This window comes from Caldimonas brevitalea, assembly GCF_001017435.1.
In the GTDB taxonomy this organism is placed as follows: Bacteria; Pseudomonadota; Gammaproteobacteria; order Burkholderiales; family Burkholderiaceae_C; genus Caldimonas; species Caldimonas brevitalea.
Genome location: NZ_CP011371.1, coordinates 254,538 through 279,364 on the forward strand (window position 1 = coordinate 254,538; position 24,827 = coordinate 279,364).

At 68.9% G+C, this 24,827-nt stretch carries 23 protein-coding genes and 1 riboswitch; of the genes, 14 read left to right on the forward strand and 9 right to left on the reverse strand.

Annotation, left to right across the window (positions count from 1 at the left end; all coding sequences use genetic code 11):
- The 6 genes from AAW51_RS01115 (at position 1) to AAW51_RS01140 (ending at position 4,702) form a co-directional block, all read left to right on the forward strand.
- The gene (locus tag AAW51_RS01115; protein ID WP_047193150.1) at positions 1-717 is read left to right on the forward strand and encodes a haloacid dehalogenase type II; all 717 of its coding nucleotides are present in this window, start codon (positions 1-3) and stop codon (positions 715-717) included.
- Positions 714-1,469 carry a sulfite exporter TauE/SafE family protein gene (locus AAW51_RS01120; RefSeq protein WP_047193151.1) on the forward strand — a complete coding sequence of 252 codons (756 nt, stop codon included), beginning with the start codon at positions 714-716 and terminating at the stop codon, positions 1,467-1,469. Before AAW51_RS01115 ends, AAW51_RS01120 begins: the two co-directional genes overlap by 4 nt.
- Positions 1,470-1,515: 46 nt before the next feature.
- A complete protein-coding gene (gene aceB, locus AAW51_RS01125; RefSeq protein WP_047193152.1) occupies positions 1,516-3,096 on the forward strand; it encodes a malate synthase A in 1,581 nt (526 codons plus the stop codon).
- Between the two features lie 171 nt (positions 3,097-3,267).
- Positions 3,268-3,558, forward strand: a complete 291-nt coding sequence (locus tag AAW51_RS01130) for a CopG family ribbon-helix-helix protein (protein ID WP_047193153.1) — start codon at positions 3,268-3,270, stop codon at positions 3,556-3,558.
- Entirely contained in the window at positions 3,546-3,836 is a 291-nt protein-coding gene (locus tag AAW51_RS01135) for a type II toxin-antitoxin system RelE/ParE family toxin (RefSeq protein WP_047193154.1), read from the forward strand. Before AAW51_RS01130 ends, AAW51_RS01135 begins: the two co-directional genes overlap by 13 nt.
- A gap of 107 nt (positions 3,837-3,943) precedes the next feature.
- Positions 3,944-4,702 (forward strand): class II glutamine amidotransferase, encoded by a 759-nt coding sequence (locus AAW51_RS01140; protein ID WP_047193155.1) that lies wholly within the window; start codon positions 3,944-3,946, stop codon positions 4,700-4,702.
- A gap of 12 nt (positions 4,703-4,714) precedes the next feature.
- Here AAW51_RS01140 and AAW51_RS01145 read toward each other — a convergent pair whose 3' ends face one another.
- Together AAW51_RS01145 and AAW51_RS01150 are read right to left on the reverse strand one after the other, a co-directional pair.
- Positions 4,715-6,643, reverse strand: a complete 1,929-nt coding sequence (locus tag AAW51_RS01145) for a sensor histidine kinase (RefSeq protein ID WP_053013230.1) — start codon at positions 6,641-6,643, stop codon at positions 4,715-4,717.
- Positions 6,609-7,262, reverse strand: coding sequence for a response regulator (locus tag AAW51_RS01150; RefSeq protein ID WP_047193156.1), 654 nt, complete (start codon positions 7,260-7,262; stop codon positions 6,609-6,611). Before AAW51_RS01150 ends, AAW51_RS01145 begins: the two co-directional genes overlap by 35 nt.
- 260 nt (positions 7,263-7,522) lie before the next feature.
- Here AAW51_RS01150 and AAW51_RS01155 point away from each other — a divergent pair, with 260 nt between their 5' ends.
- Together AAW51_RS01155 and AAW51_RS01160 are read left to right on the forward strand one after the other, a co-directional pair.
- The gene (locus tag AAW51_RS01155; RefSeq protein ID WP_047193157.1) at positions 7,523-8,023 is read left to right on the forward strand and encodes a (2Fe-2S)-binding protein; all 501 of its coding nucleotides are present in this window, start codon (positions 7,523-7,525) and stop codon (positions 8,021-8,023) included.
- Positions 8,023-10,332: a xanthine dehydrogenase family protein molybdopterin-binding subunit gene (locus AAW51_RS01160; protein WP_047193158.1), complete on the forward strand. Its 2,310-nt coding sequence runs from the start codon at positions 8,023-8,025 to the stop codon at positions 10,330-10,332. The genes AAW51_RS01155 and AAW51_RS01160 overlap by 1 nt, the downstream gene beginning before the upstream one ends.
- Before the next feature lie 7 nt (positions 10,333-10,339).
- Here the strand turns inward: AAW51_RS01160 and pyrF are convergent, their stop codons facing one another.
- Positions 10,340-11,179: an orotidine-5'-phosphate decarboxylase gene (pyrF, locus tag AAW51_RS01165; RefSeq protein ID WP_047197248.1), complete on the reverse strand. Its 840-nt coding sequence runs from the start codon at positions 11,177-11,179 to the stop codon at positions 10,340-10,342.
- Between the two features lie 92 nt (positions 11,180-11,271).
- Here pyrF and AAW51_RS01170 point away from each other — a divergent pair, with 92 nt between their 5' ends.
- Complete coding sequence (locus tag AAW51_RS01170; protein WP_047193159.1) at positions 11,272-11,970, forward strand: FadR/GntR family transcriptional regulator; 699 nt, start codon at positions 11,272-11,274, stop codon at positions 11,968-11,970.
- Between the two features lie 42 nt (positions 11,971-12,012).
- Here AAW51_RS01170 and purB read toward each other — a convergent pair whose 3' ends face one another.
- Entirely contained in the window at positions 12,013-13,386 is a 1,374-nt protein-coding gene (purB, locus tag AAW51_RS01175) for an adenylosuccinate lyase (RefSeq protein WP_047193160.1), read from the reverse strand.
- 88 nt (positions 13,387-13,474) lie between these two features.
- On the opposite strand from purB, the gene AAW51_RS01180 reads away from it, so the two are divergent.
- The gene (locus AAW51_RS01180) at positions 13,475-14,239 is read left to right on the forward strand and encodes a class I SAM-dependent methyltransferase (RefSeq protein ID WP_047193161.1); all 765 of its coding nucleotides are present in this window, start codon (positions 13,475-13,477) and stop codon (positions 14,237-14,239) included.
- 31 nt (positions 14,240-14,270) lie between these two features.
- On the opposite strand, the gene AAW51_RS01185 is transcribed toward AAW51_RS01180, so the two are convergent.
- Together AAW51_RS01185 and AAW51_RS01190 are read right to left on the reverse strand one after the other, a co-directional pair.
- Positions 14,271-15,311, reverse strand: coding sequence for a M48 family metallopeptidase (locus AAW51_RS01185; RefSeq protein WP_053013231.1), 1,041 nt, complete (start codon positions 15,309-15,311; stop codon positions 14,271-14,273).
- A gap of 2 nt (positions 15,312-15,313) precedes the next feature.
- Positions 15,314-16,627, reverse strand: coding sequence for a YjgN family protein (locus tag AAW51_RS01190; RefSeq protein WP_083437984.1), 1,314 nt, complete (start codon positions 16,625-16,627; stop codon positions 15,314-15,316).
- Positions 16,628-16,870: 243 nt separating this feature from the next.
- Between AAW51_RS01190 and AAW51_RS01195 the strand changes: the two genes are divergently transcribed.
- Entirely contained in the window at positions 16,871-17,494 is a 624-nt protein-coding gene (locus AAW51_RS01195; RefSeq protein WP_047193163.1) for a glutathione S-transferase N-terminal domain-containing protein, read from the forward strand.
- A gap of 60 nt (positions 17,495-17,554) precedes the next feature.
- Here AAW51_RS01195 and AAW51_RS01200 read toward each other — a convergent pair whose 3' ends face one another.
- The 3 genes from AAW51_RS01200 to AAW51_RS01210 form a co-directional block, all read right to left on the reverse strand.
- On the reverse strand, positions 17,555-19,438 hold the full coding sequence (locus tag AAW51_RS01200; RefSeq protein ID WP_047193164.1) for a sensor histidine kinase: 1,884 nt from the start codon (positions 19,436-19,438) through the stop codon (positions 17,555-17,557).
- Positions 19,438-20,073 (reverse strand): response regulator transcription factor, encoded by a 636-nt coding sequence (locus AAW51_RS01205; RefSeq protein ID WP_047193165.1) that lies wholly within the window; start codon positions 20,071-20,073, stop codon positions 19,438-19,440. The genes AAW51_RS01200 and AAW51_RS01205 overlap by 1 nt, the downstream gene beginning before the upstream one ends.
- 139 nt (positions 20,074-20,212) lie before the next feature.
- On the reverse strand, positions 20,213-21,814 hold the full coding sequence (locus AAW51_RS01210; protein WP_169787960.1) for an FMN-binding glutamate synthase family protein: 1,602 nt from the start codon (positions 21,812-21,814) through the stop codon (positions 20,213-20,215).
- A 117-nt stretch (positions 21,815-21,931) separates the two neighbouring features.
- Between AAW51_RS01210 and AAW51_RS01215 the strand changes: the two genes are divergently transcribed.
- From AAW51_RS01215 to metW, 3 genes are all read left to right on the forward strand, one after another.
- Positions 21,932-22,681 carry a UPF0149 family protein gene (locus AAW51_RS01215; RefSeq protein ID WP_047193166.1) on the forward strand — a complete coding sequence of 250 codons (750 nt, stop codon included), beginning with the start codon at positions 21,932-21,934 and terminating at the stop codon, positions 22,679-22,681.
- Between the two features lie 87 nt (positions 22,682-22,768).
- Positions 22,769-22,843, forward strand: a riboswitch (SAM riboswitch).
- A 42-nt stretch (positions 22,844-22,885) separates the two neighbouring features.
- Entirely contained in the window at positions 22,886-24,019 is a 1,134-nt protein-coding gene (gene metX, locus AAW51_RS01220; RefSeq protein ID WP_047193167.1) for a homoserine O-succinyltransferase MetX, read from the forward strand.
- Positions 24,020-24,221: 202 nt separating this feature from the next.
- Entirely contained in the window at positions 24,222-24,806 is a 585-nt protein-coding gene (metW, locus tag AAW51_RS01225) for a methionine biosynthesis protein MetW (RefSeq protein ID WP_047193168.1), read from the forward strand.
- Positions 24,807-24,827 lie beyond the last annotated feature (21 nt).

Genomic DNA, 24,827 nt, shown 5'->3' on the forward strand with positions numbered 1-24,827 from the left:
ATGAAAGCGCCCCCGCTCCAGGCCGTGTTGTTCGACGCTTATGGCACGCTGTTCGACGTGTACAGCGTCGGCCTGCTGGCGGAGCAGTTGTTTTCCGGCCGCGGCGAAGCGCTGGCGACGCTGTGGCGCGACAAGCAGATCGAGTACACCCGGCTGGTGTCGCTGGGCGACCGCGACGGGCGTCTCTACCGGCCGTTCTGGGACCTGACCCGCGACGCGTTGCGCTATGCCTGCAAGCGCCTGGCGCTGGCGCTGCCGCCCGAGCAGGAAGAGCGGCTGATGAACCAGTACCGCCATCTGAGCGCCTACCCCGAGAACCGCGAGGTGCTGCAGGCCCTGCGCGCCCTGCGGGTGCCGACCGGCATCCTCAGCAACGGCGATCCGTCGATGCTCGAGGTGGCGGTGCGCAGCGCCGGGCTGCAGGAACTGCTGGATCACGTGATCAGCGTCGAGCCCCTGCGGTGTTTCAAGCCCGACCCGCGCGTCTACATGCTCGGCTTGCGCACCCTGCAGCAACAGCGGCCCGACCTGACGGCGCGGCAGGTGTTGTTCGTGTCGAGCAACGGCTGGGATGCGGTCGGCGCGACCTGGTTTGGTTTCACCACCTTCTGGCTCAACCGTGCCGGCCACCCGGCCGAAGAGCTCGGGGTGCGTCCGCACCACGAGGGCCGCAAGCTGCAGGACGTGCGGGCCCTGCTGGAAGGGGCCCGCGCATGACGCCGGGCGACGCGCTGCTGATCGGCGCCGGCGCCTTCGCGGCGGGCGCGGTCAATTCGGTGGCCGGCGGCGGCACCTTCTTCTCGTTCCCGGCCTTGCTGGCGGTGGGCGTGCCGCCGGTGGCCGCCAACGCCAGCAATTCGGTCTCGTTGTGGCCCGGCAGCCTGTCCGGCGCGTGGGCCTACAAGCGCGAACTGGCGCCGCTCAAGCGCTACCTGTGGCCGATGGCACTGGCCTCGCTGGCGGGCGGCGTGGTCGGCGGCTTGTTGCTGTTGCGCACACAGGACGGGCAGTTCGCCCGCATGATCCCGTGGCTGCTGGCCTTCGCGACGGTGCTGTTCGCCTTCAGCCCGCAGCTGTCGGCCTGGCTGGCGCGCCGGCGCACGCACGCTGCGCCCGCGCGCAGCGGCTGGCTGTCGCAATTGCTGGTGTCGGTGTACGGCGGGTTTTTCGGCGCCGGCATGGGCATCTTGATGATGGCCAGCCTGGCGATCGCCGGCCATGACGACGTGCAGGAGATCAACGCGATCAAGAACCTGCTGTCGGCGGTGATCTACAGCGTCACGGTGGTGACCTTCATCGTCGCCGGTGCCGTCAGCTGGCCGCACACGCTGCTGATGATCGCCACCGCCACGGTCGGCGGCTACTGGGGCGCGACGATGGCGCGCAAGGTGCCGGCCGTCTGGCTGCGCCGTGTCGTGATCGGCGTCGCGACCGCGCTGACCCTGCATTACTTCTTCAAGTTCTATTGAACTTCGCATACGTTTTCTTTCCGAGTTGACGACCTAGGAGATCGACATGACCCTTCCCCTGCCCCAAGGCCTGCAGATCACCGGCACCATCGAGCCGGGTTTCGAACGCATCCTGACGCTGCCCGCCCTCGAACTGGTCGCCAAGCTCCACCGCCGCTTCGAGGCGCGCCGTCAGGAACTGCTGAAGGCACGGGTGGAACGCGCCAAGCGCCTCGACGCCGGCGAGCGCCCCGATTTCCTGCCCGAGACCAAGGCCATCCGTGAAGGCGACTGGACCATCGCCCCGATCCCGCCCGCACTGCACTGCCGCCGGGTGGAGATCACCGGCCCGGTCGAACGCAAGATGATCATCAATGCGTTCAACTCGGGTGCCGACAGCTACATGACCGACTTCGAGGACTCGAACACCCCGAACTGGTCCAACCAGATCCACGGCCAGATCAACCTCTACGAGGCGATCCGCCGCACCATCAAGCTCGAGCAGGGCGGCAAGACCTACCAGCTCAACGACAAGATCGCCACGCTGCAGGTGCGCCCGCGCGGCTGGCACCTGGACGAGAAGCATGTGACGGTGGACGGCCAGCGCGTCTCCGGCGGCATCTTCGACTTCGCGCTGTTCCTGTTCCACAACGCGAAGGAGCAGATTGCCCGCGGCGCCGGCCCCTTCTTCTATCTGCCCAAGATGGAGAGCCACCTCGAAGCGCGTTTGTGGAACGACATCTTCGTCGCGGCACAAGAAGAGGTCGGCCTGCCCCGCGGCACCATCAAGGCCACGGTGCTGATCGAGACCATCCTCGCCGCGTTCGAGATGGACGAGATCCTGTATGAGCTGCGCGAGCACAGCGCCGGCCTGAATGCCGGCCGCTGGGACTACATCTTCAGCTGCATCAAGAAGTTCAAGGTCGACAAGAACTTCTGCCTGGCCGACCGCGCCAAGGTCACGATGACCAGCCCCTTCATGCGCGCCTATGCGCTGTTGCTGCTGAAGACCTGCCACAAGCGCAATGCACCCGCCATGGGCGGCATGAGCGCGCTGATCCCGATCAAGAACGACCCCGAGAAGAACGCGATCGCGATGCAGGGCATCATCAACGACAAGAAGCGCGACGCCACCGACGGCTACGACGGCGGCTGGGTGGCCCACCCGGGCCTGGTCGAGCCGGCGATGAAGGAATTCCTGGCGGTGCTGGGCGACAAGCCCAACCAGATCGACAAGCAGCGCCCCGACGTCAACGTGACCGCCGCCGACCTGCTGAACTTCCAGCCCGAGACGCCGATCACCGAAGCCGGCCTGCGCATGAACATCAACGTCGGCATCCACTACCTGGGTGCCTGGCTGGCGGGCAACGGCTGCGTGCCGATCCACAACCTGATGGAAGATGCCGCCACCGCCGAGATCAGCCGCTCGCAGGTGTGGCAGTGGATCCGCTCGCCCAAGGGTGTGCTGGAGGACGGCCGCAAGGTGACCGCCGAGATGGTCAAGTCGTTCGTGACCGAGGAACTGGCCAAGGTCAAGGCCAGCGGCGCCGCCGGCAAGTTCGACCGGGCGGCCGAGATTTTCACGGTGATGAGCACGCAGGAAGCGTTCGCGGAGTTCCTGACGCTGCCGCTCTACGAGGAAGTCTGAGCCCTCGCAGGGCTTCCCGGCGGTGCTGCGTCGCCGCCGGGTCGTTGAAACGGCGCCCTTGCGGCGCCGTTTTGCTTGCGGGCCCAGCGCGATCTCGCGATACAACACCTTCCGGTCCGGCCAGCACCGCTACAATTCGGTAATACCTCGTGATACCAACCGGAGCAGTCTATGACCACGGCCGGCGTTCGCCCAGTTGCCGTCAAGATCGATGACGACCTCAAGGAGCGCATCCAACGCCTCGCTCAGGCACGTGCGCGCACGCCCCACTGGATCATGAAGGAGGCGATTTCCCAGTACGTCGAACGCGAGGAGAAACACGAGGCGTTCCGGCAAGCCGGGCTCAAGGCGTGGGAGGAGTATCGGGCAACCGGCCAATACGCGCGCCCCGAGGAAGTCGAGGCATGGCTCGAAAGCTGGGGCACCGAGGATGAACAGCCGGCACCGGAATGCCGGAAATAAGATACGCACCCGCCGCCTTGCGTGACCTGGAGCGGCTGCGCACCTTCCTTCAATCGAAAGCGCCCGACGCTGCGCAACGAGCCGGTCGCGCCGTTGCCCAGGCCCTGAAGGTCCTCGGCCAGCAGCCCCACATTGGACGGCCGGTCGAGGAGATGCCGATCGAGTACCGCGAATGGCTCATTGACTTCGGCGACAGCGGATATGTCGCGCTGTACCGCATCGACGGTGACCTGGTCACCATCCTGGCCGTCCGCCACCAGCGCGAAGTCGGCTACTGACAACCGATCGGGCTTTCCTGCGCGCGCCGCCAGTTCCCGGGTTTCCTTGCCGGCACACCGCCGCTTCGTCGTACGATCGGCATCTCCCGCACTCCCGCCGCCCCATCATGTGCCAGCTCCTCGGCATGAACTGCAATACGCCGACCGACATCGTGTTCAGCTTCACCGGCTTCGCGACACGATCGCAGGAGCATGCGGACGGCTTTGGCATCGCCTTTTTCGAGGGTGCCGGCGTGCGGCTGTTTGTCGACCACCAGCGCGCCCTCGGCTCGCCGGTGGCCGATCTGATCCGGCGCTACCCGATCCAGAGCACCAACGTCATCGCGCACATCCGCAAGGCGACCCAGGGCCACATCGCGCTGGAAAACTGCCACCCCTTTGTGCGCGAGCTGTGGGGGCGCTACTGGGTGTTCGCCCACAACGGCGACCTGAAAGGTTTCCAGCCGCGCTTGCACGCCGCGTTCCGGCCGGTGGGCACCACCGACAGCGAACAGGCCTTCTGCTGGCTGCTGCAGGAGATGGCGAAAAACCATGCGATGGTGCCGACACCCGAGCAGCTGACCGAGACGCTGCAGGAACTGGTGCCGACGGTCGCGGCGCACGGCACCTTCAACTTCATGCTCAGCAACGGCCATGCGTTGTGGGCCCACTGCTCGACGCGGCTGCATTACCTGGTGCGCCGGCACCCCTTTCCGGTGGCGCGCCTGCAGGACGAGGACATGACCGTCAATTTCGCCGACGTCACCACCCCCCAGGACCGGGTGGCCGTCATCGTCACCGAGCCGCTGACTGAGAACGAGGCCTGGACCGCCTTCGCACCCGGCGAGCTGAAGGTGTTCGTCGACGGTGAGCCGCTGGCGGGCTGACCGGCGCGACGTTCACTTGCCCGTTACGGGCTCGGCCTCGCGTTCGATCGGCAGCACCAGCGTCACCTGGGTGTGCCCGGCCTGCGAGGTGAACAGCACGTCGCCGCCCAGCCCCTGTGCCCGCTTGCGCAGGTTGCGCAGGCCGCGGCCGCCTTCGCTGTTGGCCGTCATCGCCGCGACGTCGAAACCGAGGCCGTCGTCAGTGATGTCGACCTCGACCTGCTGGCCCGCCTTGCGCAGTGCGATGCGCACCTTGCGCGCACGCGCATGCTTGAGGATGTTGGTCAGCGCCTCCTGGACGATGCGCAGCACCTGCAACGCGGCAGTCGGGTCGAGCCAGGGCAGCGGCGGCAGGTCGTCCACCTGCCATTCCAGCTGCAGCCCGGCCGCCTCCAGACGCTTGCCGAGCCGGTAGCGCAGCGTCGCCAGCAGGGTCACCAGATCGTGGCCGATCGGCTCCAGCGAGTCGATCACCAGGCGCAGGTCGTCGACACACTCGCGCAGCACCTGCGCCACCGACGGCAGGTCGAGCTTGCCCTGCTCGACCAGCACCAGCGACGACATCAGTGCCGAGCCCATGCCGTCGTGCATGTCGCGCATCAAGCGCTGACGCTCCAGCAGCAAGGCCTGTTCGCGTTCGACGGCGCGCAGCCGACGGTGGTTGTCCTCGAGTTCTGAGGTGCGCTGGGCCAGCCGGTGTTCCAGCGAGGCGTTGATCTGCTCCACCTCCTCGATCGCGCCGCTGTAGCGCCGCAGCACGGCATACAGGAAGGCGCCGAACACCAGCAGCGTCGCGTAGGGCATCAGGTAGGCGCTCTCCGGTGTGATGCGCAGGCTCACCAGCAGCAGGTCGTGGATGCCCAGCGCGATGCCCACCCACAGCGTCGCGGTCAGCAAGCGCAGCTCGCGGCTTTGGTGGCGCACGGCAATCCACGTGATGAAGGCCGTCACGAAGATCGACACCAGCGCGTTGAGTGCCTGTTGCAGCACCAGCGGGTCCCCCGGCAGCGGCGGGATGGTCAGCAGCGTCGACAGCAGGGTGAAGCCGACCAGCAACCATTCGACCTTGCGGTAGCGGCGGTTGTGGAAGCGCAGCGCGAACAGATAGGTCAGCACCATCACCCACGACATCGACGCGTTGGTGAGCCACCAGAACCAGTCGTGCACCGGGCCCGAACGCGGCAGGTCGACGTGGTAGTGCAGGTTGCGCACCCACCAGGCGGTCGACGCGAGCGCGAACAGCAGATAGGCCGACTCGCGCCGCCGGCGCCACCAGACGCCGAACGAGAACAGCCCGAGCACGAGGATGGTGAGGCTGGTCACCTGTGGCCCGGTCACGTGCGCCAGGGTGCGGCGGTCGGCCATCGCCCGCACCTCGTCGGCCGGGCCCACCCACAGCGTGGCGAGCGAATGATTCATCTTGTCGCGCAGCGGCACGCCGACGACGACGTCGATCACCACGTCGACCCCCGGGCTGGTGAACACCACGTCGGCCGGGATCTGCACGTACAGCGGCCGGTTCCATTGCGAGCCCCAGTGGTAGCGGTTGGCTAGCAGCAAACGGTCGTTGACGTGCACCTCGACCGGGCCGCCCTGCACCCGTGCCGCATAGACGGCCAGGGCCGGCGAGGCACCGCGGGGCGGTAGCACGTAGCGTACGTGATACCAGTGCATGTGCCACTGCCGCGGCCCCTGGTACATCGAGACCAGCTGGCGCGGCGTGACGACCGGCAGCGCCACCGGCGTCCAGCCCGGCTCGGACAGGTCCGGGCGCACCACGCCGGGCTCGGGCAGCTGGGGGCCGAGCGGCACCACATGGTGCACCGCGGCTTCGAAATGCTGGATCTGGACGCCGCTCGGGGAAGTGCCCTGCGCCAGGACGACGGCGGTCAGGCCGATGAGCAGGCTAATCGCGCAGCAGGCCCAGCTTGCGAGCTTCATACACCGCTTCGGACTTCGAATTCACCTGCAGCTTGCGGTAGCTGCGCTTCACATACGTCATCACCGTGTGTTTGGAGACGCTCATCATCTGCGCGATCTCGTCATAGGTGAAACCCTTGGTCGCCAGCGTCAGCACCGCGAGTTCGCGCTCCGACAGCACCGGCGCGTCCTGCGCCGGTGCCGCCTGGACTCCCGGCGGGGCAAGGCGGTTCAGCAGCTGGCGTGCGATGACGGGGCTGATCGGGCTGCCGCCGGCGTGCAGCGCCCGGATCTGCTCGGCGATGTCCTCCGGCAGCGTGTCCTTCAGCAGGTAGCCGGTGGCGCCCGCCTCGAGCGAGCTGACCACATGGTGTTCGTCGCCGAACACGGTGACCACCATCACGTCACATTCGGGCAGGTGGGCGGCGCAATAGCGGATCAGCTCGATGCCGCCGATGTCGGGCAGGCCCAGGTCGACCAGCAGCACGTCGGGGCGGACGCTTTTCAGCAAGGCGAGGCCGGTCGTGCCGTCGGCCGCGGCCCCGGCCAGTTTCAGGTCGGGGGCGGACTCGATGGCGTGCACGAACGCTTGCCGGAATTTGGCGTCATCTTCGACGACCGCCACACTGAGTTGCCACATGTTCGGCAGTGTAGGCGCAGCTGGAGCCCGCGCCGGGTGGCCCCGGTCCCTTGTTGAAGGGACAGCCCCCGGGGCCGGCGGGTCACAACTGCAAGCAAGTGTGGACGCCGGGATGTGGCATCGTGCACGCTCTCGAGAAGGGCGGCCGGGCGCGCGCCGCCGCGGGTGTGGCGAATTGTGCCGCCCGGGCAGCGCGGTGGCCGCGAACGGCGCACGGCCCCGCCCGCTCGGTGACAATCGCCGCTGCAGGAGAAACGCGGATGGAACTCGACATCAACGGACAGCGACAGGCCTTGCCGGACGAGCAGCTCGATCGGTCGATGCCGCTGTTGTGGGTGTTGCGCGACATGCTGCACCTCACCGGGACCAAGTTCGGGTGCGGTGTGGCCGCTTGTGGCGCCTGCACCGTGCGGGTGGACGGCGAGGCGGTGCGCGCGTGCGTGACGCCGGTCGCCTTTGCAGAAGGCAAGCGGCTGCAGACCATCGAGGGCCTGGCCTCGGGCGGCAAGCCGCATCCGCTGCAACGAGCCTGGATCGAACAGCAGGTGCCGCAATGCGGCTATTGCCAATCGGGCATGTTGATGGCGGCGGCCGCCCTGCTCGAGCGCAACCCCGACCCGAGCGACGCCGAGATCGACGCCGCCATCACCAATTTGTGCCGCTGCGGCACCTACCCGCGGGTGCGGCAGGCCATCAAGGTCGCTGCCCAGGAGCTGCGCTCGACCTCGCGTGGCTGGGGCGACGCGGCGAGGCAGAGCTGATGCGGCGCCGGACCTTCGTGCTGAGCGCGGCTGCCGGCGCCGGCGCCCTGCTGGTCGGCTGGGGTCTGCTGCCGCCGCGCAGCCGCCAAGGCGACCGCCACAGCCTGCCGGTGCGTGACGGCCAGGTGGGCCTGAACGGCTGGATCAAGATCGCCCCCGACGGCCACGTCATCCTCGCGATGCACCGCAGCGAAATGGGCCAGGGCGTGCACACCGCCTTGCCGATGCTGGTGGCCGAGGAGCTGGACATCCCGCTCGCCAAGGTGCGGCTGGAGCAGGCCGGGCCGCAGTCGCTCTACGGCAACGTGGCCATGTTCGTCGCCAGCCTGCCCATCCATCCGGCCGACGACGAGCCCGGGCGGCGCGGCGGGCTGGTCGTTTCGGCCCAATGGCTGATGTCGAAGTTCGTTCGCGAGCTGGGCGTCAGCGCGACCGGCGGGTCCACCACCGTGGCCGATGCCTGGGACGTGCTGCGGCTCGCGGCCGCCACCGCACGCGCCCAGCTGCTGGGCGCCGCGTCGCTGTTGTGGCGGTTGCCGGTCGACGAGTTGCGCATCGTCGACGGCATCGTCAGCCATGCCTCGGGCTCGAGCGGGCACTTCGGCGAGCTGGCCAAACCGGCGGCGGCCTTGTCGGTGTCGGAGGTGCGCTTGAAGCCGCCGCAGACCTGGAAGCTGATCGGCCGCAAGGCGCCGCGCACCGACTTGCCGGCCAAGGTGGACGGTAGCGCCGTGTTCGGCATCGACGTGCGCTTGCCCGAGATGCGCTATGCGGTGATGCAGATGAACCCGATGTTGGGCGGCGGCTACGGCCGCGCCGACATCGACGCGGCGTTGCGCATGCCGGGGGTCGAGCGGGTGGTGCGACTCGGCACGCTGGCGGGCTCGACGCCGGGGCTGGCCGTGGTGGGCCGCACCTATTGGCACGCGCAACAGGCGGCGCGCGCGATGGCCGTCGATTGGCGCCCGCCGCCGCACGACCCGGTGCGCGGCCTGCTCGACAGCGCCCGCATCGAGCGCGAGCTCGAAACCCGCGCGCGTGAGGGCTTGCGAGACGCAGCCGGCTTCACCTTCCATGCACGCGGCGACCTGGCCTCGGCGGCGGCCACTGCGGCCCGCCAGGTCGAACGTGTGTACCGCGCCCCTTACCTGGCACACGCGACGATGGAGCCCCTCAATTGCACCGCGCAAGTGGCCAACGGCCAGGTGCAGCTGTGGGTGTCCACCCAGGTGCCCACGATGGCGCGCTCGGTGGCCGCACGGGTGGCGGGTGTGCCGGACGACAAGGTGACGGTGCACGTGCGGCTGCTGGGCGGCGGGTTCGGACGCCGGCTCGACGTCGATTTCGTCGCGCAGGCGGTGCGTGTCGCGATGGAGATGGGCGGCCGCCCGGTGCAGCTGATCTGGCCGCGCGAAGAAGACATCACCCACGACTTCTACCGCCCCGCGGCGGCGGCCGCCCTGCGGGCCGGGCTCGACGCGCGGGGCCGGTTGCTGAGCTTCCACTTCGTCAGCGCCGGGGACGCCATCACGCCGCGCTGGGTCGAGCGGGGCCTGCCCGCCCTGACCGGCCCGGTCGACCTGCCGGACAAGACCACCAGCGAAGGCTTGTTCGACCTGCCGTACGACGTGCCGCACCAGCGTATGGCGCACATCGCCACGCACAGCGGCGTGCCGGTGGGCTATTGGCGTTCGGTCGGCCATTCGCACAACGCCTTCTTCAGCGAGAGCTTCATCGACGAGCTGGCGCACGAGGCGCGCCAGGACCCGGTCGCATTTCGCCTTGCGTTGCTCGACGACAAGCCGCGCCATCAGGCGGTGCTCAAGCTGGCCGCCGACAAGGCCGACTGGGGCAGCCCGCTGCCGCCCGGGCGTGCGCGCGGGGTGGCCTTGCACGAAAGCTTCGGCTCCATCGTCGCGCAGGTGCTCGAGGTCTCGATCGAGCAGGGCCGGCCCCGCGTGCACCGCGCCGTGTGCGCGATGGACTGTGGCACGGTGGTGAACCCCAACATCGTCGCGCAGCAGATGGAAGGCTCGGTCGTGTTCGGTCTCAGCGCCGCCTTGTACGGTCGCATCGACATCGAGCGCGGCGCGGTGCGCCAGCGCAACTTCCCCGACTACCGCTTGTTGACGCTGGCCGAAACACCGCTGATCGAAACGCATCTGGTGCGCAGCACGCGAGACCCGGGCGGGGTGGGCGAGCCCGGGGTGCCACCGGTTGCCCCGGCGCTGGCGGGCGCCTTGTTCGTGCTGACCGGTCAGCGCCTGCGCAGCCTGCCGCTCCGGCTGGCGCCGGCGGCGCAGGCCTGAGGGCGGCTCAGGCGCGGGCCGCGTTCAACTCGTCGCGCGCGGTCTGCGCGGCGCGGCGGGCGGCCTGGGCGAAATCATCGCCGTCGCTCGCATACAGGATGGCGCGCGACGAGTTGACCACCACCAGCCCCGTGATGCGACCGCCTTGTGCGCGGTAGCCTGCCTTGACCGTCGCCTTCGCATCGCCGCCCTGCGCGCCCACGCCGGGGATCAGCAGCGGCACCGTCGGGGCCAGATCACGCACGCGGGCGATTTCGTCGGGGAAGGTGGCGCCGACCACCAGCCCCAGCTGGCCGTTGGTGTTCCAGTGCGTCTGGGCCAGCCGCGCCAGGTGTTCGTACACCCGCGGCTGCCCGTCGACGTCGGCCAGGCGCTGGTTCTGCAGGTCCGAGCCGCCGGCGTTGGAGGTGCGGCACAGCAGGATGGCGCCCTTGTCGGGGTAGCGCAGATACGGCTCGACCGAGTCGAACCCCATGAACGGCGACAGCGTGACGGCATCGGCGCCGTAACGCACGAAGGCTTCTTTCGCATACTGCTCGGCGGTGGAGCCGATGTCGCCGCGCTTGGCATCGAGGATCACCGGCACCTCGGGCGCGACGGCACGGATGTACGCCATCAGTCGCTCCAGCTGCGGCTCGGCGCTGTGGGCAGCGAAATAGGCGATCTGCGGCTTGTAGGCAATGACCAGGTCGCGTGTCGCATCGACGATGGCCGCGCAGAAATCGTAGATGCGGGAGGGGTCCCCTTTCCACTCCCCGGGGAAGCGGGAGGGCTCCGGGTCGAGCCCGACGCACAGCAGGGAGTGGTGGGCGCGTTCGGCACGCAGCAGCTGGTCGACGAAGTTCATGGCCGGCATTCTATTGACGCTGCTTCTCCCTCGCGGCGTGCGCCCCATGCGCAGTCATCCTATGATTGCCTGGCTTTCATGCTCCCGCTGCCATGCCGACCTCTACGCCTGCCGCCCGCCGCTCTCTCGTCGACCGAGCCGTCGAGCAGATGCGCCATTGCCTGGAGCGCGGCGAATGGCGCGTCGGCGAGCGCATCCCGATCGAGCCGGAGCTGGCCGAGCAATTCGGCGTTAGCCGCAACACCGTGCGCGAGGCGGTGCGGGTGCTGGCCTACAACGGCGTGCTCGAGGTGCGCCAGGGCGACGGCACCTATGTCCGCTCCGCCGTCGATGCCGGTGACATGCCACAGGACCTCAGCCGCGCCACCTTGCGCGAGCACCTGGAGGTGCGGGCGATGCTGGAGGTCGAGTCAGCACGGCTGGCCGCCGAGCGCCGCACGCCGGAAGACTTGGAGGTGATGCGGGCGGCCTTGTCGCTGCGGGGCGAGCATCCGCACAAGCGGCGCCGCAGTGTGTTCGTCGAGCACGACCTGGCCTTTCACCGGGCCGTCGTCGAAGCCGCCCACAACCCTGCGCTGGCCAAGCTGTACGCCTTCTTCGAGCGAGCCGTGCGCTCGACGGTGCGGGCGACGCTGGAGGTGCAGGGCCTGCCCGAGCCCGATTACGCAGCCCATGTGAGGGTGTTCGAGGCGATTGCCGAGCGTGACGCCGAGGCGGCGGTGCAAGCGGCTCGGGCGCTGTTGCAGCCCATCCTCGACGCGCTCGACCCGGCGGCGCCCCGGCTGCCTTGAGCGCGGAGCGGCCCTGGATGACCAGAGGTCGGCGCCCGGCCGTCAGCGACCGATGCGCCGCGCCAGTTCCGCCGCCAGCCCGGTATAGCTGCCCGGCGTCATCGCGCGCAGCCGCTGCTTGTCTTCTTCGGGCACCTCCAGCGTTTCGATGAACTGCTGGATCGCTTCGCGCGTGATGGCCTTGCCGCGGGTCAGCTCTTTCAGTCGCTCATACGGGTTGGGCAGCCCGTGGCGGCGCATCACCGTCTGGATCGGCTCGGCCAGCACTTCCCAGGCCGCGTCGAGGTCGGCGGCCAACGCGTCGCGGTTGACTTCGAGCTTGTCGAGGCCGCGCAACAGCGAGTCATAGCCCAGCAGGGCGTAGCCGAGGCCGACGCCCATGTTGCGCAGCACGGTCGAGTCGGTCAGGTCGCGCTGCCAGCGCGAGATCGGCAGCTTCTGGCTGAGGTGGGTCAGCACCGCGCTGGCGAGCCCGAAATTGCCTTCCGCGTTCTCGAAGTCGATCGGGTTGACCTTGTGCGGCATCGTCGACGACCCGATCTCGCCGGCCTTGGTGCGCTGCTTGAAATAGCCCAGGCTGATGTAGCCCCAGACGTCGCGCGACCAGTCCACCAGGATGGTGTTCACGCGGGTCACCGCGTCGAACAACTCGGCCATGTAGTCGTGCGGTTCGATCTGGATCGTGTAGGGGTTGAAGGTCAGGCCCAGCTGTTGTTCGACCACCCGGCGCGAGAACGCCTCCCAGTCGAAGGCCGGATAAGCCGCCAGGTGGGCGTTGTAGTTGCCCACCGCACCGTTCATCTTGGCGAGCAGCCGGACGCTGTGAATGCGCTCGCGGCCGGCCGCGAGCCGCGCCACCACGTTGGCGATCTCCTTGCCGACCGTCGTCGGGCTGGCGGTCTGCCCGTGGGTGCGGCTCAGCATCGGCAGCTCGGCCAGCGTGTGGGCCATCTCGGACAGCTTGGAGATGATCTTGTCGAGGCTGGGCAACAGCACCGTTTCGCGCGCGCTCTTGAGCATCAGCGCGTGGGAGGTGTTGTTGATGTCTTCGCTGGTGCAGGCGAAGTGCACGAACTCGCCGGCCTGCTGCAGCTCGGGTTGGCCTTCGAAAGTCGATTTGATCCAGTATTCGACCGCCTTCACGTCGTGATTGGTGGTCTTCTCGATGTCCTTGATCGCCTGCGCATCGGTCGCGCTGAAGTTTTGCACCAGGCCGCGCAGATGGGCGCGGGCGGCGTCGCCGAGCGGCTTGAACTCGGCAAACCCGGCGTCCGACAGCGCGATGAACCACTCGACTTCCACTTGCACACGGCGGTGCATCAGGCCGAACTCGCTGAGCAAGGGGCGCAGCGCGGCAACCTTGGCGGCGTAACGCCCGTCGAGGGGGGACAGGGCGGTCAGGGGGGAGAAGTCCATGGTGGTGTCTCGAAGAGCGCGACGCTCGTGCGCGGGCAGGGGCGGAAGAGGCATGATTTTAAGGTCTCCACTGCCGAAGGCGCCGACCATGGACCCCACCGCACCCAATGCACGCACCTTCGACGTCGGGTCGCAGGACTATGCCCGCTACCGGCCGCGCTACCCGTCGGCCCTGTTCGCGCACCTGGCCTCACTGGCACCGTCGCGGGCGCTCGCCTGGGATTGCGGCACCGGCAATGGCCAGGCCGCGGTGGCCCTGGCCGCGCATTTCGACGCGGTGGTCGCCACCGACGTCAGCGCCGAACAGCTGCAGGCCGCCGAGTCGCACCCGCGCGTGCGCTACCAGCAGGTGCCGGCGGAACAGGCGCAGTTCACGCGGCACAGCGTCGACTTGCTGACCGTGGCGCAGGCGGTGCACTGGTTCGACCTGCCGCGCTTCTACGCGGCCGCGCGGCAGGCGCTGGCGCCGCGGGGGGTGATCGCGGTGTTCGGCTACGGCTTCTTCGAAGGGGATGCGGCGATCGCCCCGGTGCTGCGGGCCACCCTGCTCGACCCGATCGCGCCGTATTGGTCGGCCGGCAACCTGGTGCTGCAACGGGGGTATCGCGACCTGCCGTTTCCCTTCGAGCCGCTGGTGTCGCCGTCGTTCGAGATCGTCGCGCACTGGACGCTCGACGACATGCTGGGCTATGTGGGCACCTGGTCGGCGTTGAAGCGCCACCACGAGGCGGGACACCCTGACCCGCGCGAGGCCGCACGGGCCCGGCTGGCTCCCCTGTGGGGTGAGGGCGCGCGGGAGGTGAGGATGCCCCTCGCGCTGCGGGTCGGACGGGTCGGGCCGGACGCGGGCTGAGGGGCTGATCGCGGGCCGGCGCCCGCCGGGTTCAGGGTCGCGCTTCGGCCTGGGCCGCTTCGCGGAAGGCCGCCACCCGTTCCTCGTCGGGTGGGTGGCTGGCGAAGGCGATGCCGATCACCGAGCTTTCGCGGTCGCCCGCGCGGGGGGCGATCTTGTCGAAAAACCGCACCATCGCGAGCGGCGAAATGCCCGCGGCCTGCAAGATGCGGATCGAGATCCGGTCGGCTTCGCGCTCGGCGTCGCGCGAATAACCGGCTTGCCCGAGCAGCACCGGCGCGGTCGCGAGCCAGCCGCTGAAATCGCCGAAGGCCAGGCTCGACAAGGTGCTCAACAGCGTCACCTGCACCAGCGAGCGCATGCCGTGGCGGCGCTCGACATGGCCCAGCTCGTGCGCGAGCACGCCCACGACGGCCTCGACGTCGCCGTCGACCAACTCCACCAGCTCGTCGGTCAGCACCACCACGCCGCCCGGCAGCGCAAAGGCATTGGGGCCGATCTCGCTTTTGTGGAACATCAGCCGATAGTGCGGCGCGTTGCCGTCTGGATACGCCTGCGCCACGGCCTTGCCGAAGGCCTGTTGCAGCCGTTGCCGCTGGGCGGCGGGCAACCGGCTGGGTTTGAGCAGCTGGTCACCGAACGAGGCATAGGCGGCGTCGCCCATCGCCTGGTCGACCGAGTCGGGCAGCAGCGCGACCACACCCTGCGATGCCCACGGCAAGCCCCATTGGTAGATCGCGACCACGAGCACCACCAGCAGCGCCAGACAAGCGGCCACCCAGCGCCAGCTGTGCTGCGCGCGCGACATCAGGGTCTCGCGCAGGCCGCTTGCCCGTGCCCAGGTGTCCCAGGCCGACGCGTCGCTGCAGTGCAAGGTGCCGCCATCGGGCAGGTGGGCGATGCGGGTGGCGCCGCGGGAACGCTCGGGCCAGCGCACCTGCGATGCAGCCACCGAACGCACCAGCCCGTCGCCGCGCAGGTAGAGGGTGTCGTGGCTGAGGTGCGCGGCGACACGCCGGGGCCGGGCCGAGCGGCCGTCGTAATAGTCGAGCTGGAGCGCGGGGGCCGACATGCTCACAACCCCAGATCGAAGCCGAACACGTCGTCGGCCATCTCGGCCGCGGCATCACCGCCGCGGGGCTTCAGGGCCAGATAGAGTTCGTCGAGGTCGATGCGGGACACCAGCGTCACGGCGGCCACGCGCATGCGGCGGTTGGCCACGGCGGCCCACGGCCAGTAGAGGCCCGCGGTGCACAGGATCAGCAAGTAGTTCTTGAGTTGCAGCAGGATGTAGGCACGTGCGCTCAAGTCACTGCGAAAACGCAGGTAGCGGTTGCCGGTCTTGGTCCACACCAGGTTTTGCTGCCGCGCCTGGAAATACGGCAGCACCACGATGTAGAGGTACAAGCCGCCGAAGGCGAAGATCATGCCGGCGAAGGCCCACAACGTCACGCTCCACTTTGCGCTGCCCGCTGCGCCCGCCGCCCCGCCCAGCCACACCAGGGCGGCGAAGGTCAGCGGCAACACCGCCAGCAGGCCGGCCGCGCGCAGGTAGACGCCATAGACCGGCCCCACGCCGACGCGCAACTCGGATTGCAGCTGCGCCAGGCGATAGTGGTCATGCTGGTACTTCTTCAGCCGCCAGAAGAAGTAAGGCAGCGACACGCCCAGCACGAGGTAGGCGAGCACCATGGCGATCGACGCCACGTCGGAGGTGGGCTGCGCCGGTTGCCCCGGGGCGCTCAGGTACACCCCCAGGCCCAGCGGCACCAGCCCCAGCAGCAGCGGCGGTGTGAGGGCGGTGTAGGCGGAACGCGGCGAGCCTGCAAAGGCGAAACGCAGCCCGCGCCAGCTCGTGTTGGCGAGTCGGAATTGCAAGGCGCCGCGCAGCAGCAAGGGCGTCAGTGCAGCCACCAGCAGCGCGGCCACCAGCGCGGCGATGCCGGAGACCTCGAGTGCGTGCGAGTAGGCCGCGAACAGCACGCCGGTCAGCAGCATCCCGCGCAGCATCTTCTTCGGCTCGCCGTGGAAGTCCAGGCCCTGGCCCGCCACTTCGGTGTGGCCATAGAAGTAGCGCAGCCGGCGCACCTTCGCCCAGGGGTGGTAGACGCCCAGCGTCACCAGCGTGAGCAGCAGGTTGACCACCCAGATGCGAAAGTATTCGCTGCCGGAGCCGGTGAATTCGAGCGGGATGTGATGGGCCTGGTGGGGTGGCAGCAGCCGCGAGAACACGCTGTTGCTGGGCGGCACCGGGCCGATCGAGCTGACCATGCCCGACAGCCCGTCGCTGTCGACGACACCACCACTCCATCCGGGTGGTTCGTGATGCGGGGTGCGGCGCCCGGGACCCGCCGGGTTCGACGCGTGAGCCGATGATGTGCTGTTCATTGTGCTGCGGCCATGTTGATCGTTCCCTCGGAAGGCCTGCTTTTTGCAGGCACTCTATCACTCCGATGGCGGCCGGCGGCGGCGCTGTCGCGCCTTTGCCACCCCCCATCACGGGGGACTGACAAACCCGCCGCCCCGGCGTCCCGACCCGCGCCAGCGCACGCCGTCTCGCGCGTCCCTCGCCTCCCATTCGAGGGTGACAGGCCACTAGAATCAGCGGCGCAACACCACGGCAGTCACACCATGAAACTGATCGGATCGCTGACCAGCCCCTACGTGCGCAAGGTGCGCATCGTGATGGCGGAAAAGAAGCTCGACTACAGACTCGAACTGGAGGATGTGTGGTCGCCCGATTCCGCCATTGCAGACGCCAATCCGCTCGGCAAGGTGCCGTGCCTGGTGATGGAAGGCGGCGAAGCGGTGTTCGATTCACGCGTCATCGTCGAATATGTCGACACGCTGTCGCCGGTCGGCAAGCTGATCCCGGCGACGGGCCGCGAACGGGTCGAGGTGCGCACCTGGGAAGCGCTCGCCGACGGCCTGCTCGACGCCAGCATCCTGGCCCGCCTCGAGCAGACCTGGGCCGGCCGGACCGATGCGCAGCGTTGCACGGCCTGGGTCGACCGCCAGATGGACAAGGTGCAAACCAGCTTGCGGGCCATGAGCCAGGGCCTCGGCGACCGCAACTGGTGTGCCGGCCTCCACTTCACGCTGGCCGACATCGCCGTCGGCTGCGCGCTCGGCTACCTCGAGTTCCGCTTTCCGCAGATCGAGTGGCGGCGCGACTACCCCAACCTGGGCAAGCTGTACGACAAGCTGTCGCTGCGGGCCAGCTTCAGCGACACCGCACCGCCGGCCGCTGTCTGAACCGGCGGCGGTGGCACCGGCAGGGCGCCACCCTCGACCGACCCCTGCCCGCGCTCCCGGTCACGCGAGCGGCAACCGGACCTGCACCCCCCATCCCTCGGCCGTCGGCCCGATCTCGATCTCGGCGCCGAGGCTCGCAGCACGCGTGCGCATGTTGCTGAGCCCGCGCTTGCCGCTGGGCAGTGGCGCCGGTCTCGGGATGTTGCGGTCGGGACGCTGCTCGCGGCCGTTGTCGAGCACCGATAGCTCCAGCCAGTCGGTCTCGCGCCGCAGCGTCAGCCGCACCACACTCGCCTCGGCGTGCTTGATGATGTTGGTGAAGGCCTCGCGCACGATGCGCAGCACCTGCAGTGTCGCGCCGGCCGCCAGCTCAGCACTCATCGCGCTGTCGTCGACGCTCCAGACCAGGCGGATGCCCGCCGCACGCAACGACGGCTCGACACGAAAGCGCAGCTCGGCCAAAGCCTCTCCGAGCGTGCGTTGGTCGGCTTCGAGCGAGTCGAGCGACAAGCGCAGCTCGGTCAGGCAGTCGCCGAGCGCAAGCTGCAGCTCCTGCAGGGTGTTTCCCTCGGTCGGCGGCTGCTGGCCCAGCTGTTGAGCCAAGGCGATGGCGCCCACCAGGCGACCGCCGAGGCCGTCGTGCATTTCGCGCAGGATGCGGTCGCGCTCGGCGGTGGTGGCCTGCTGGCGCTCGATCTCGCGCCGGGTTTCGAACAGTTGTTCCAGTTCGTGCTGCTTGTGGTCGACCGCGTCCTGCAGGTTGCGGTTCATCTCGCGCAGTCGCACCAGGGTGCGGGCGTAGTCTTCCACCAGGCGCCAGCCCATCACGAACAGCAGCAGCACGATGGCGTAGCGGGCGCCCGTGTAGGCCTCGTAGTCGTGGTGCAGGCGAAACGCGATCCAGTCGCGCGCACCGAAGGCGACGCCGGTGAGCGCGCCCAGGCACAGCAGCGCGCCGGTGCGGGAGCGTTCCTTGAAGCTGTAGTGCGCCAGGTAGATCGCCATCGCGGTGGTCACCAGCAAGGTCAGCAGCAAATGCAGCGTGCGCAGCACCGGCAGGTTCAGCACCGCATTGGCGAGCGACAACACCAGCGTGATGCCGATGTAGGCCGCCAGCCCCTGCCGCCCGATGGTGTGATCCCGCCCCACCATCGCCAGCAAGAACATCGCGATGGCACCCACAAACACGGCGTACGACATCTCGAACGCCCATTGCAGCGCCTGTATCCAGATGCCGGCGTCATGGCTGGACAGGGCGGCGATGCGCCAGGCCCATACCAGATTGGCCACGGCGAACCAGCCGTACATGGATTGCTGGGTGCGCCATGCCAGCAGCATGCCCAGCGCGCCCATCGTGGCGCAGGCACTCGCCAGCAGCCAGGCGCCGCGCACCTGGACGTCCATCGCGCGTTCGTACTCCGGCTCGAGTTCGGCTATCGCACCCACCCACACGGTCGACAGGCCGGCCTCGCGGCGCGGTGCGCCGATCACCTCGATCTCGACCCGGTTGCCGCTGGGCTGCACCAGCGCCTGCGGCAGGCGCACCAGCTGCGGTTGCTGGTTGTAGTTGGGCAAGGGGCGGGTGTACGCGCCCACCTCGGCCACCGACTGCCCGTTCAGGTGCACCCGGAAGATGTTGCCGACGCGCCGCAGGTAGAGGGCGGGTCGCTCGACCTGCAAGGCCGCGTCGGGCAGGTCGAGCCGATAGCGCACGGCGCCGTCGCGGCGCGGCGCGGTGTGCTCCCAGGCGTCGGGCAGTCTCACCTCGCGCTCGCGGGCGCCGGAGGGACCGGCCTCGGTGATCCACGCGCGGCGCACCTGCACCGGCTCGGCCTGCACGCCGGCCGACTGCAGCATCAGCATCAGCATCAGCATCAGTCCGAGCGCCCAGGCCCAGACCCCGGCCCGGTGCTGGCACGCAGGCGTGCGGCGCAACCCGGTCATCAGCCGACCCGTTGCGCCGACGACCCGCGGCGCGCCTGCTGCAGCTTGGCGTAGACCGCCCTCACGTGCGTCGCCACCACATGCGGGCTCAACATCAGGCGCTCGCCGACCTCTTCGGTCACGTAGCCCTGCGCCACCAGCTTCAGCACCGCCTGTTCCACGGTGGACAACAAGTCGCCGCTGCTGCTACTGCTGCCGGAGGCATCGGACGGGGCCGCAAAACGCTTGAGCAGATGGCGCGCGATGGCGGGCGACACCGGCGATTCGCCGCGCGCCGCACCCTGGACGGCGCGCACCAGTTCGAGGTCGTCGCAGCCCTTCAGGAAATAGCCGTCGGCCCCCGCCTCGATGGCCTGGATCACGCGGCTTTCGTCGCCGAACACCGAGAACACGAGGATGTGCGGATGCCAGGACGACGACCGCTCGTCGAGCTCGAGGATCAGCTCGGTCGCATCACCGTCGGGCAGGCCCAGGTCGGACAGCAGCACTTGGGGGCGACACACGGGCAGCTGCGCGCGTGCGACCGCCAGGCGGTCGGCATGGCCGACACATTCGATGCCTTCGGCGCGGCCCAACGCATCGAGTACATGGCGGGCAAGCAGGGGATCGTCCTCGACGAGGTAGACGGTGAGCACGAGAAGGGGCGCGACTGCAGTTGTTCTTGATCTGAACGGCATCCTACCCGGGGGTTCCCTGCCCGGGCATCCCACGCTTGGGGGCGCTCGACTCCGGGGTGCGAGGCGCGCACACGAGGTCGTGTCGGCCCGTGTTGCGTTAGAAGCGGTCGGGTCGTGCCGCCGTCCAATCCTGCTGATAGGAAGGATCGGGAGCCGTGCCGGTCAGCGCCGCGCCGGGGGAGCAGGCGTGCAGCAGCTCGGACAGGGGCTGCACCGAGTGGGCGGTGGTGCGGCGTAGCAGGTGCCGCGGCTCGAGCTGGTCGGCGCGGGCCAGGCCGGCGGCCTGCAGCAAGTCGGCCAGTGCCGAGAGTGTCTGCTCGTGGTAGTGGCGCACGCGCTCGGCCTTGTCCGACACCACCAGACCCCGCTGCCGCCACGGGTCTTGCGTGGCGATGCCGGTCGGACAGCGGTTGGTGTGGCAGCGGGCGGCCTGGACACAGCCCAGCGCCAACATGAAGCTGCGCGCCGCCAGACAGAAATCGGCTCCGAGTGCCAGTGCGCGGGCGATGTCGAAAGCGTCGACCACGCGGCCCGAATAGCCCAGCTTGAGACGCTCGCGCAGCCCGAGTCCGTTGAGCGTGTTGTGCACCAGGCGCAAGCCGTCCTGGCCCGGCAGGCCCATGCGTCCCAGCGTCTCGTAGGGCGCAGCACCGCTGCCGCCCTCGGCGGCCTCGATGACGATGAAATCGGGCACCAGCGAGGTCTGGGCCATCGCCTTGGCGATCGCGAACCACTCGCGCGGGCGGCCGACGCACAGCTTGAGACCGACCGGCTTGCCACCGGACAAGGCCCGCAGATCGTCGACGAAGTGCAGCAGTTCGAGTGGGGTCGAGAAGGCGCTGTGGGCGGCCGGTGAGCGCGCCTCCCGGCGCGGCGGCACACCGCGCAAGGCGGCGACCTCGGGCGTCACCTTGCCGGCGGGCAGCACGCCGCCGGCCCCGGCGCTGGCGGCATGGTTGAGCTGCACCTCGATCATCTTCACCTGCGCTTCGCGAGCGACGCGCGCATAACACTCGGCATCGAAGCCGCCGTCGGGCGAGCGGCAGCCGAAGTAGCCGGGCCCGATTTCCCAGATCAGGTCGCCACCATTCTCGCGGTGGTAGCGCGTCAGGCCGCCTTCGCCACTCACCTGGGCGAACCCGCCCCGGCGGGCGCCGGCGTTGAGCGCCAGCACGGCGGCAGCGCTGAGCGAGCCGAAGTCCATGCCCGAGATGTTGAAGAGGCTGGCCGAGTAGGGCTGCCGGCAGCTGGCGCCGATCGTCACGCGCAGGTCGTGCGGTGACAACAACGGGGAGGGCGTGAGCGTGTGCAGCAGCCACTCGGCGCCGGGCCGGTCCACGGCATGGGGGCTGGCGAACGACACGGTCTCGGCTTCGCCGCGCGCGCGCCGCTCGACCAGGGCCTGCTGTGCACGCGAGTACGGCTCGGCGGCCCCACCGTCGCCGAGTCGGGACCGGACCCAGCGGGCGAGCGGGTGTAGATGGCCGATGACGGGATAGTTGCGCCACAACGGATGGGCCCGCTGGCGGTGATCGTAGACGCCCAATGCGACCCCGAGGCCGAACACGACCGCCGCCCCACCGCCAACGCCGAAGCCGATCCAGACGAAGGCCGTCAGCAAGAAGCCGATGCTGCACCCGACCCAGGCCAGGTAGCGCAGCGGGAAGTGGCGGTCCATGGCGACCAGCAAGGGCGGCATCGAGGTCCTGAAGGTGTGCTGCAACCGGCGGCGGGCGATGCCCCCTCGCCGGTCGACGGCAAGCGTTTCACGTCTGCTGCGCTGCGACAATCGGGACTTGCCCGCTGGATCCCTCATATGACAACAGACGCCTCTGCTCTCACCGACCAAGACCTTGACCGCCTGGACAGCCTCCTGACCGAGCTGAGCGAGCGCAGCGAAACCGTGCCCGACCTCGAGCAACTCGACGGTTTCCTCGCCGCCCTCGCCTGCGGCCCGCGGCAGTTGCCGCTCGACGAGGCGCTGCCGGCCCTGACCGGCGGCAGCCTGCCCTTCCAGCATCCGGAACAGGCCCAGGACCTGATGAGCCTGATCGAGCGCCGGTGGCGCGACGTGCTGGGTGCGGTGGACGCACCGGTGCAGCGGCTCGACGACGACCGAGCGCTGCAGCCCCTGCTGACCGACTGGGAGGCCGTCATCGAGCACACCCCCGAAGCCGAGCGTGCCGCCTTGGGGGAAGTGCCGACGCTGGGCGCTGTCTGGGCCAGCGGCTTCCTGCAGGCGGTCGATGCCTACGAAGACGATTGGCTGCTGCCGGTCGACGATCCCGGCAACGAGTTCGTCGATGGCTGTTTGCAAACCTTCGAGGTGTTGGCGAGCGACGAGGCCGAGCTGGCCCCCGAGCAGCGCGAGATGAGCCGCGATGAACGCCTGGCCGATGCGATGTGGGCGGTGTATGACCTGCGCGATTTCTGGCGCGAGCGGGCCTCGCGCAAACCGGTGCAGCAAGTCCGCAAGCAGGCCGAACCCGGCCGCAACGACCTGTGCCCCTGCGGCAGCGGCAAGAAGTTCAAGAAGTGCCACGGCGACCCGGCCAGGGCCATCTGAGCCGGCGCCGCGCTGCCTGAAAGGCCGGGCCCTGCGCGCAGGACGCCCCGCGACGTGCCGCCACACGCGGGGCAAGCAGGCGATATACTGCCTGCCAGCGCCGATTTGTTCCGGCTTGCGGGCGCTCTACAAATACAGCTAAAGGGGGGCGGTCGAAACCCGGTCTCACCTGCAGCGTGACGCCGGGTTTTTTGTTGTCGGGCTATGGCTACCCTCGGTCACGTCACCCCATCGTCGAAGTTCTTCGACACGCCGCTGCCGCTGCGCAGCGGCGCCCAGCTGCGCGACTACACGCTGGTCTACGAAACCTATGGCGAACTGGCCGCCGACAAGCGCAACGCGGTGCTGGTGTGCCACGCGCTCAATGCCTCGCACCATGTGGCCGGCACTTATGAGGGCCAGCCCAAGAGCGAAGGCTGGTGGGACAACCTGGTGGGCCCGGGCAAGCCCCTGGACACCGACCGCTTTTTCGTGATCGGCGTGAACAATCCGGGCTCTTGCTTCGGCTCCACCGGCCCCACGCATGTCAACCCTGCCACCGGCAAGCCGTATGGCGCGGACTTCCCGGTGGTGACGGTCGAAGACTGGGTGCAGGCCCAGGCCCGTTTGCTCGACGCCCTGGGGATCGAGCAACTCGCCGCCGTCCTCGGCGGCAGCTTGGGCGGCATGCAGGCGCTCAGCTGGACCCTGCAGTTTCCCGACCGGCTGCGCCATTGCGTCGCGATCGCCACCGCACCCAATCTGTCGGCGCAGAACATCGCCTTCAACGAGGTCGCACGTCGCGCGATCGTGACCGACCCCGATTTCCACGGCGGCCACTATGCCGCCCACGGCGTGCTGCCCAAGCGCGGCTTGCGGGTCGCCCGCATGATCGGCCACATCACCTACCTGAGCGACGACGTGATGGAGCAAAAGTTCGGCCGCGAGCTGCGGGCCGCCGAACTCGGCTACAGCACGCAGGAGATCGAGTTTCAGATCGAAAGCTATTTGCGCTACCAAGGCGACAAGTTCAGCGAGTACTTCGACGCCAACACCTATTTGCTGATCACGCGCGCGCTCGATTACTTCGACCCTGCCCGGGAACATGGTGGCGACCTGGCGCGCGCCCTAGCCCGGGCCACCGCGAAGTTCCTGGTGGTCAGCTTCACGACCGACTGGCGCTTCTCGCCCGCCCGCTCACGCGAGATCGTCAAGGCGCTGCTCGACAACCGCCGCGACGTCAGCTACGCCGAGATCGAAGCACCGCACGGGCACGACGCTTTCCTGCTCGACGACCCGCGGTACCACGGTGTGTTGCGCGCTTACTTCGACCGCATCGCCAAGGAGGTGGGCCGATGAGGCGGGTGATGTCTGTTGCCGGTTTTTCAGGGGCCGCCGCGCCGGGCCGCCCCAAGCAAGGCCAAACCCTCTCGGAGGGTCGCTGGGCGTACTCGGCCAGCGGGGAGCGGTCATCCCCCCGGGCCGCCGCGCCGGGCCGCCCCAAGCAAGGCCCGACCCTCGCGGAGGGTCGCGGGGCGTACTCGACCAGCGGGGAGCCGTCATGAGTGAGCGCCGCGACATGGAACTCATTGCGAGCCTGGTGCCGCCCGGGTCGCGCGTGCTCGACCTCGGCTGCGGGCGCGGCGAGTTGCTGGCGCATCTGCGCGAGCACCGCCAGTGCACCGGCTACGGCATCGAAATCGACGACGCCAATGTGCTCGCCTGCGTGCAACGGGGTGTCAACGTGATCCAGCTCAACCTCGAAGAGGGCCTGGCGATCTTCGAGGACCAGAGTTTCGACGTCGTGCTGCAACTCGACACGCTGCAACACCTGCGCAACACCGAATCGATGTTGCGCGAGACCGCGCGGGTCGGGCGCATCGGCATCGTCAGCTTTCCCAACTTCGCCCACTGGCCCAACCGCATGCGGGTGCTGTCGGGCCGCATGCCGGTCACCAAAGCCTTGCCCTACGAGTGGTACAACACGCCCAACATCCGCGTCGGGACCTATGCCGATTTCGAGGTGCTGGCACGCAAGAACGGGCTGCAGGTGCTCGATTCCTTCGGCATCCGGCAAGGCCGGCCGGTCCGCTTCCGGCCGAATCTGCTGGCCAGCGTCGCCGTGTTCAAGTTCTCGCGCGGCTGACGACAGCGGCAGCAGCACACA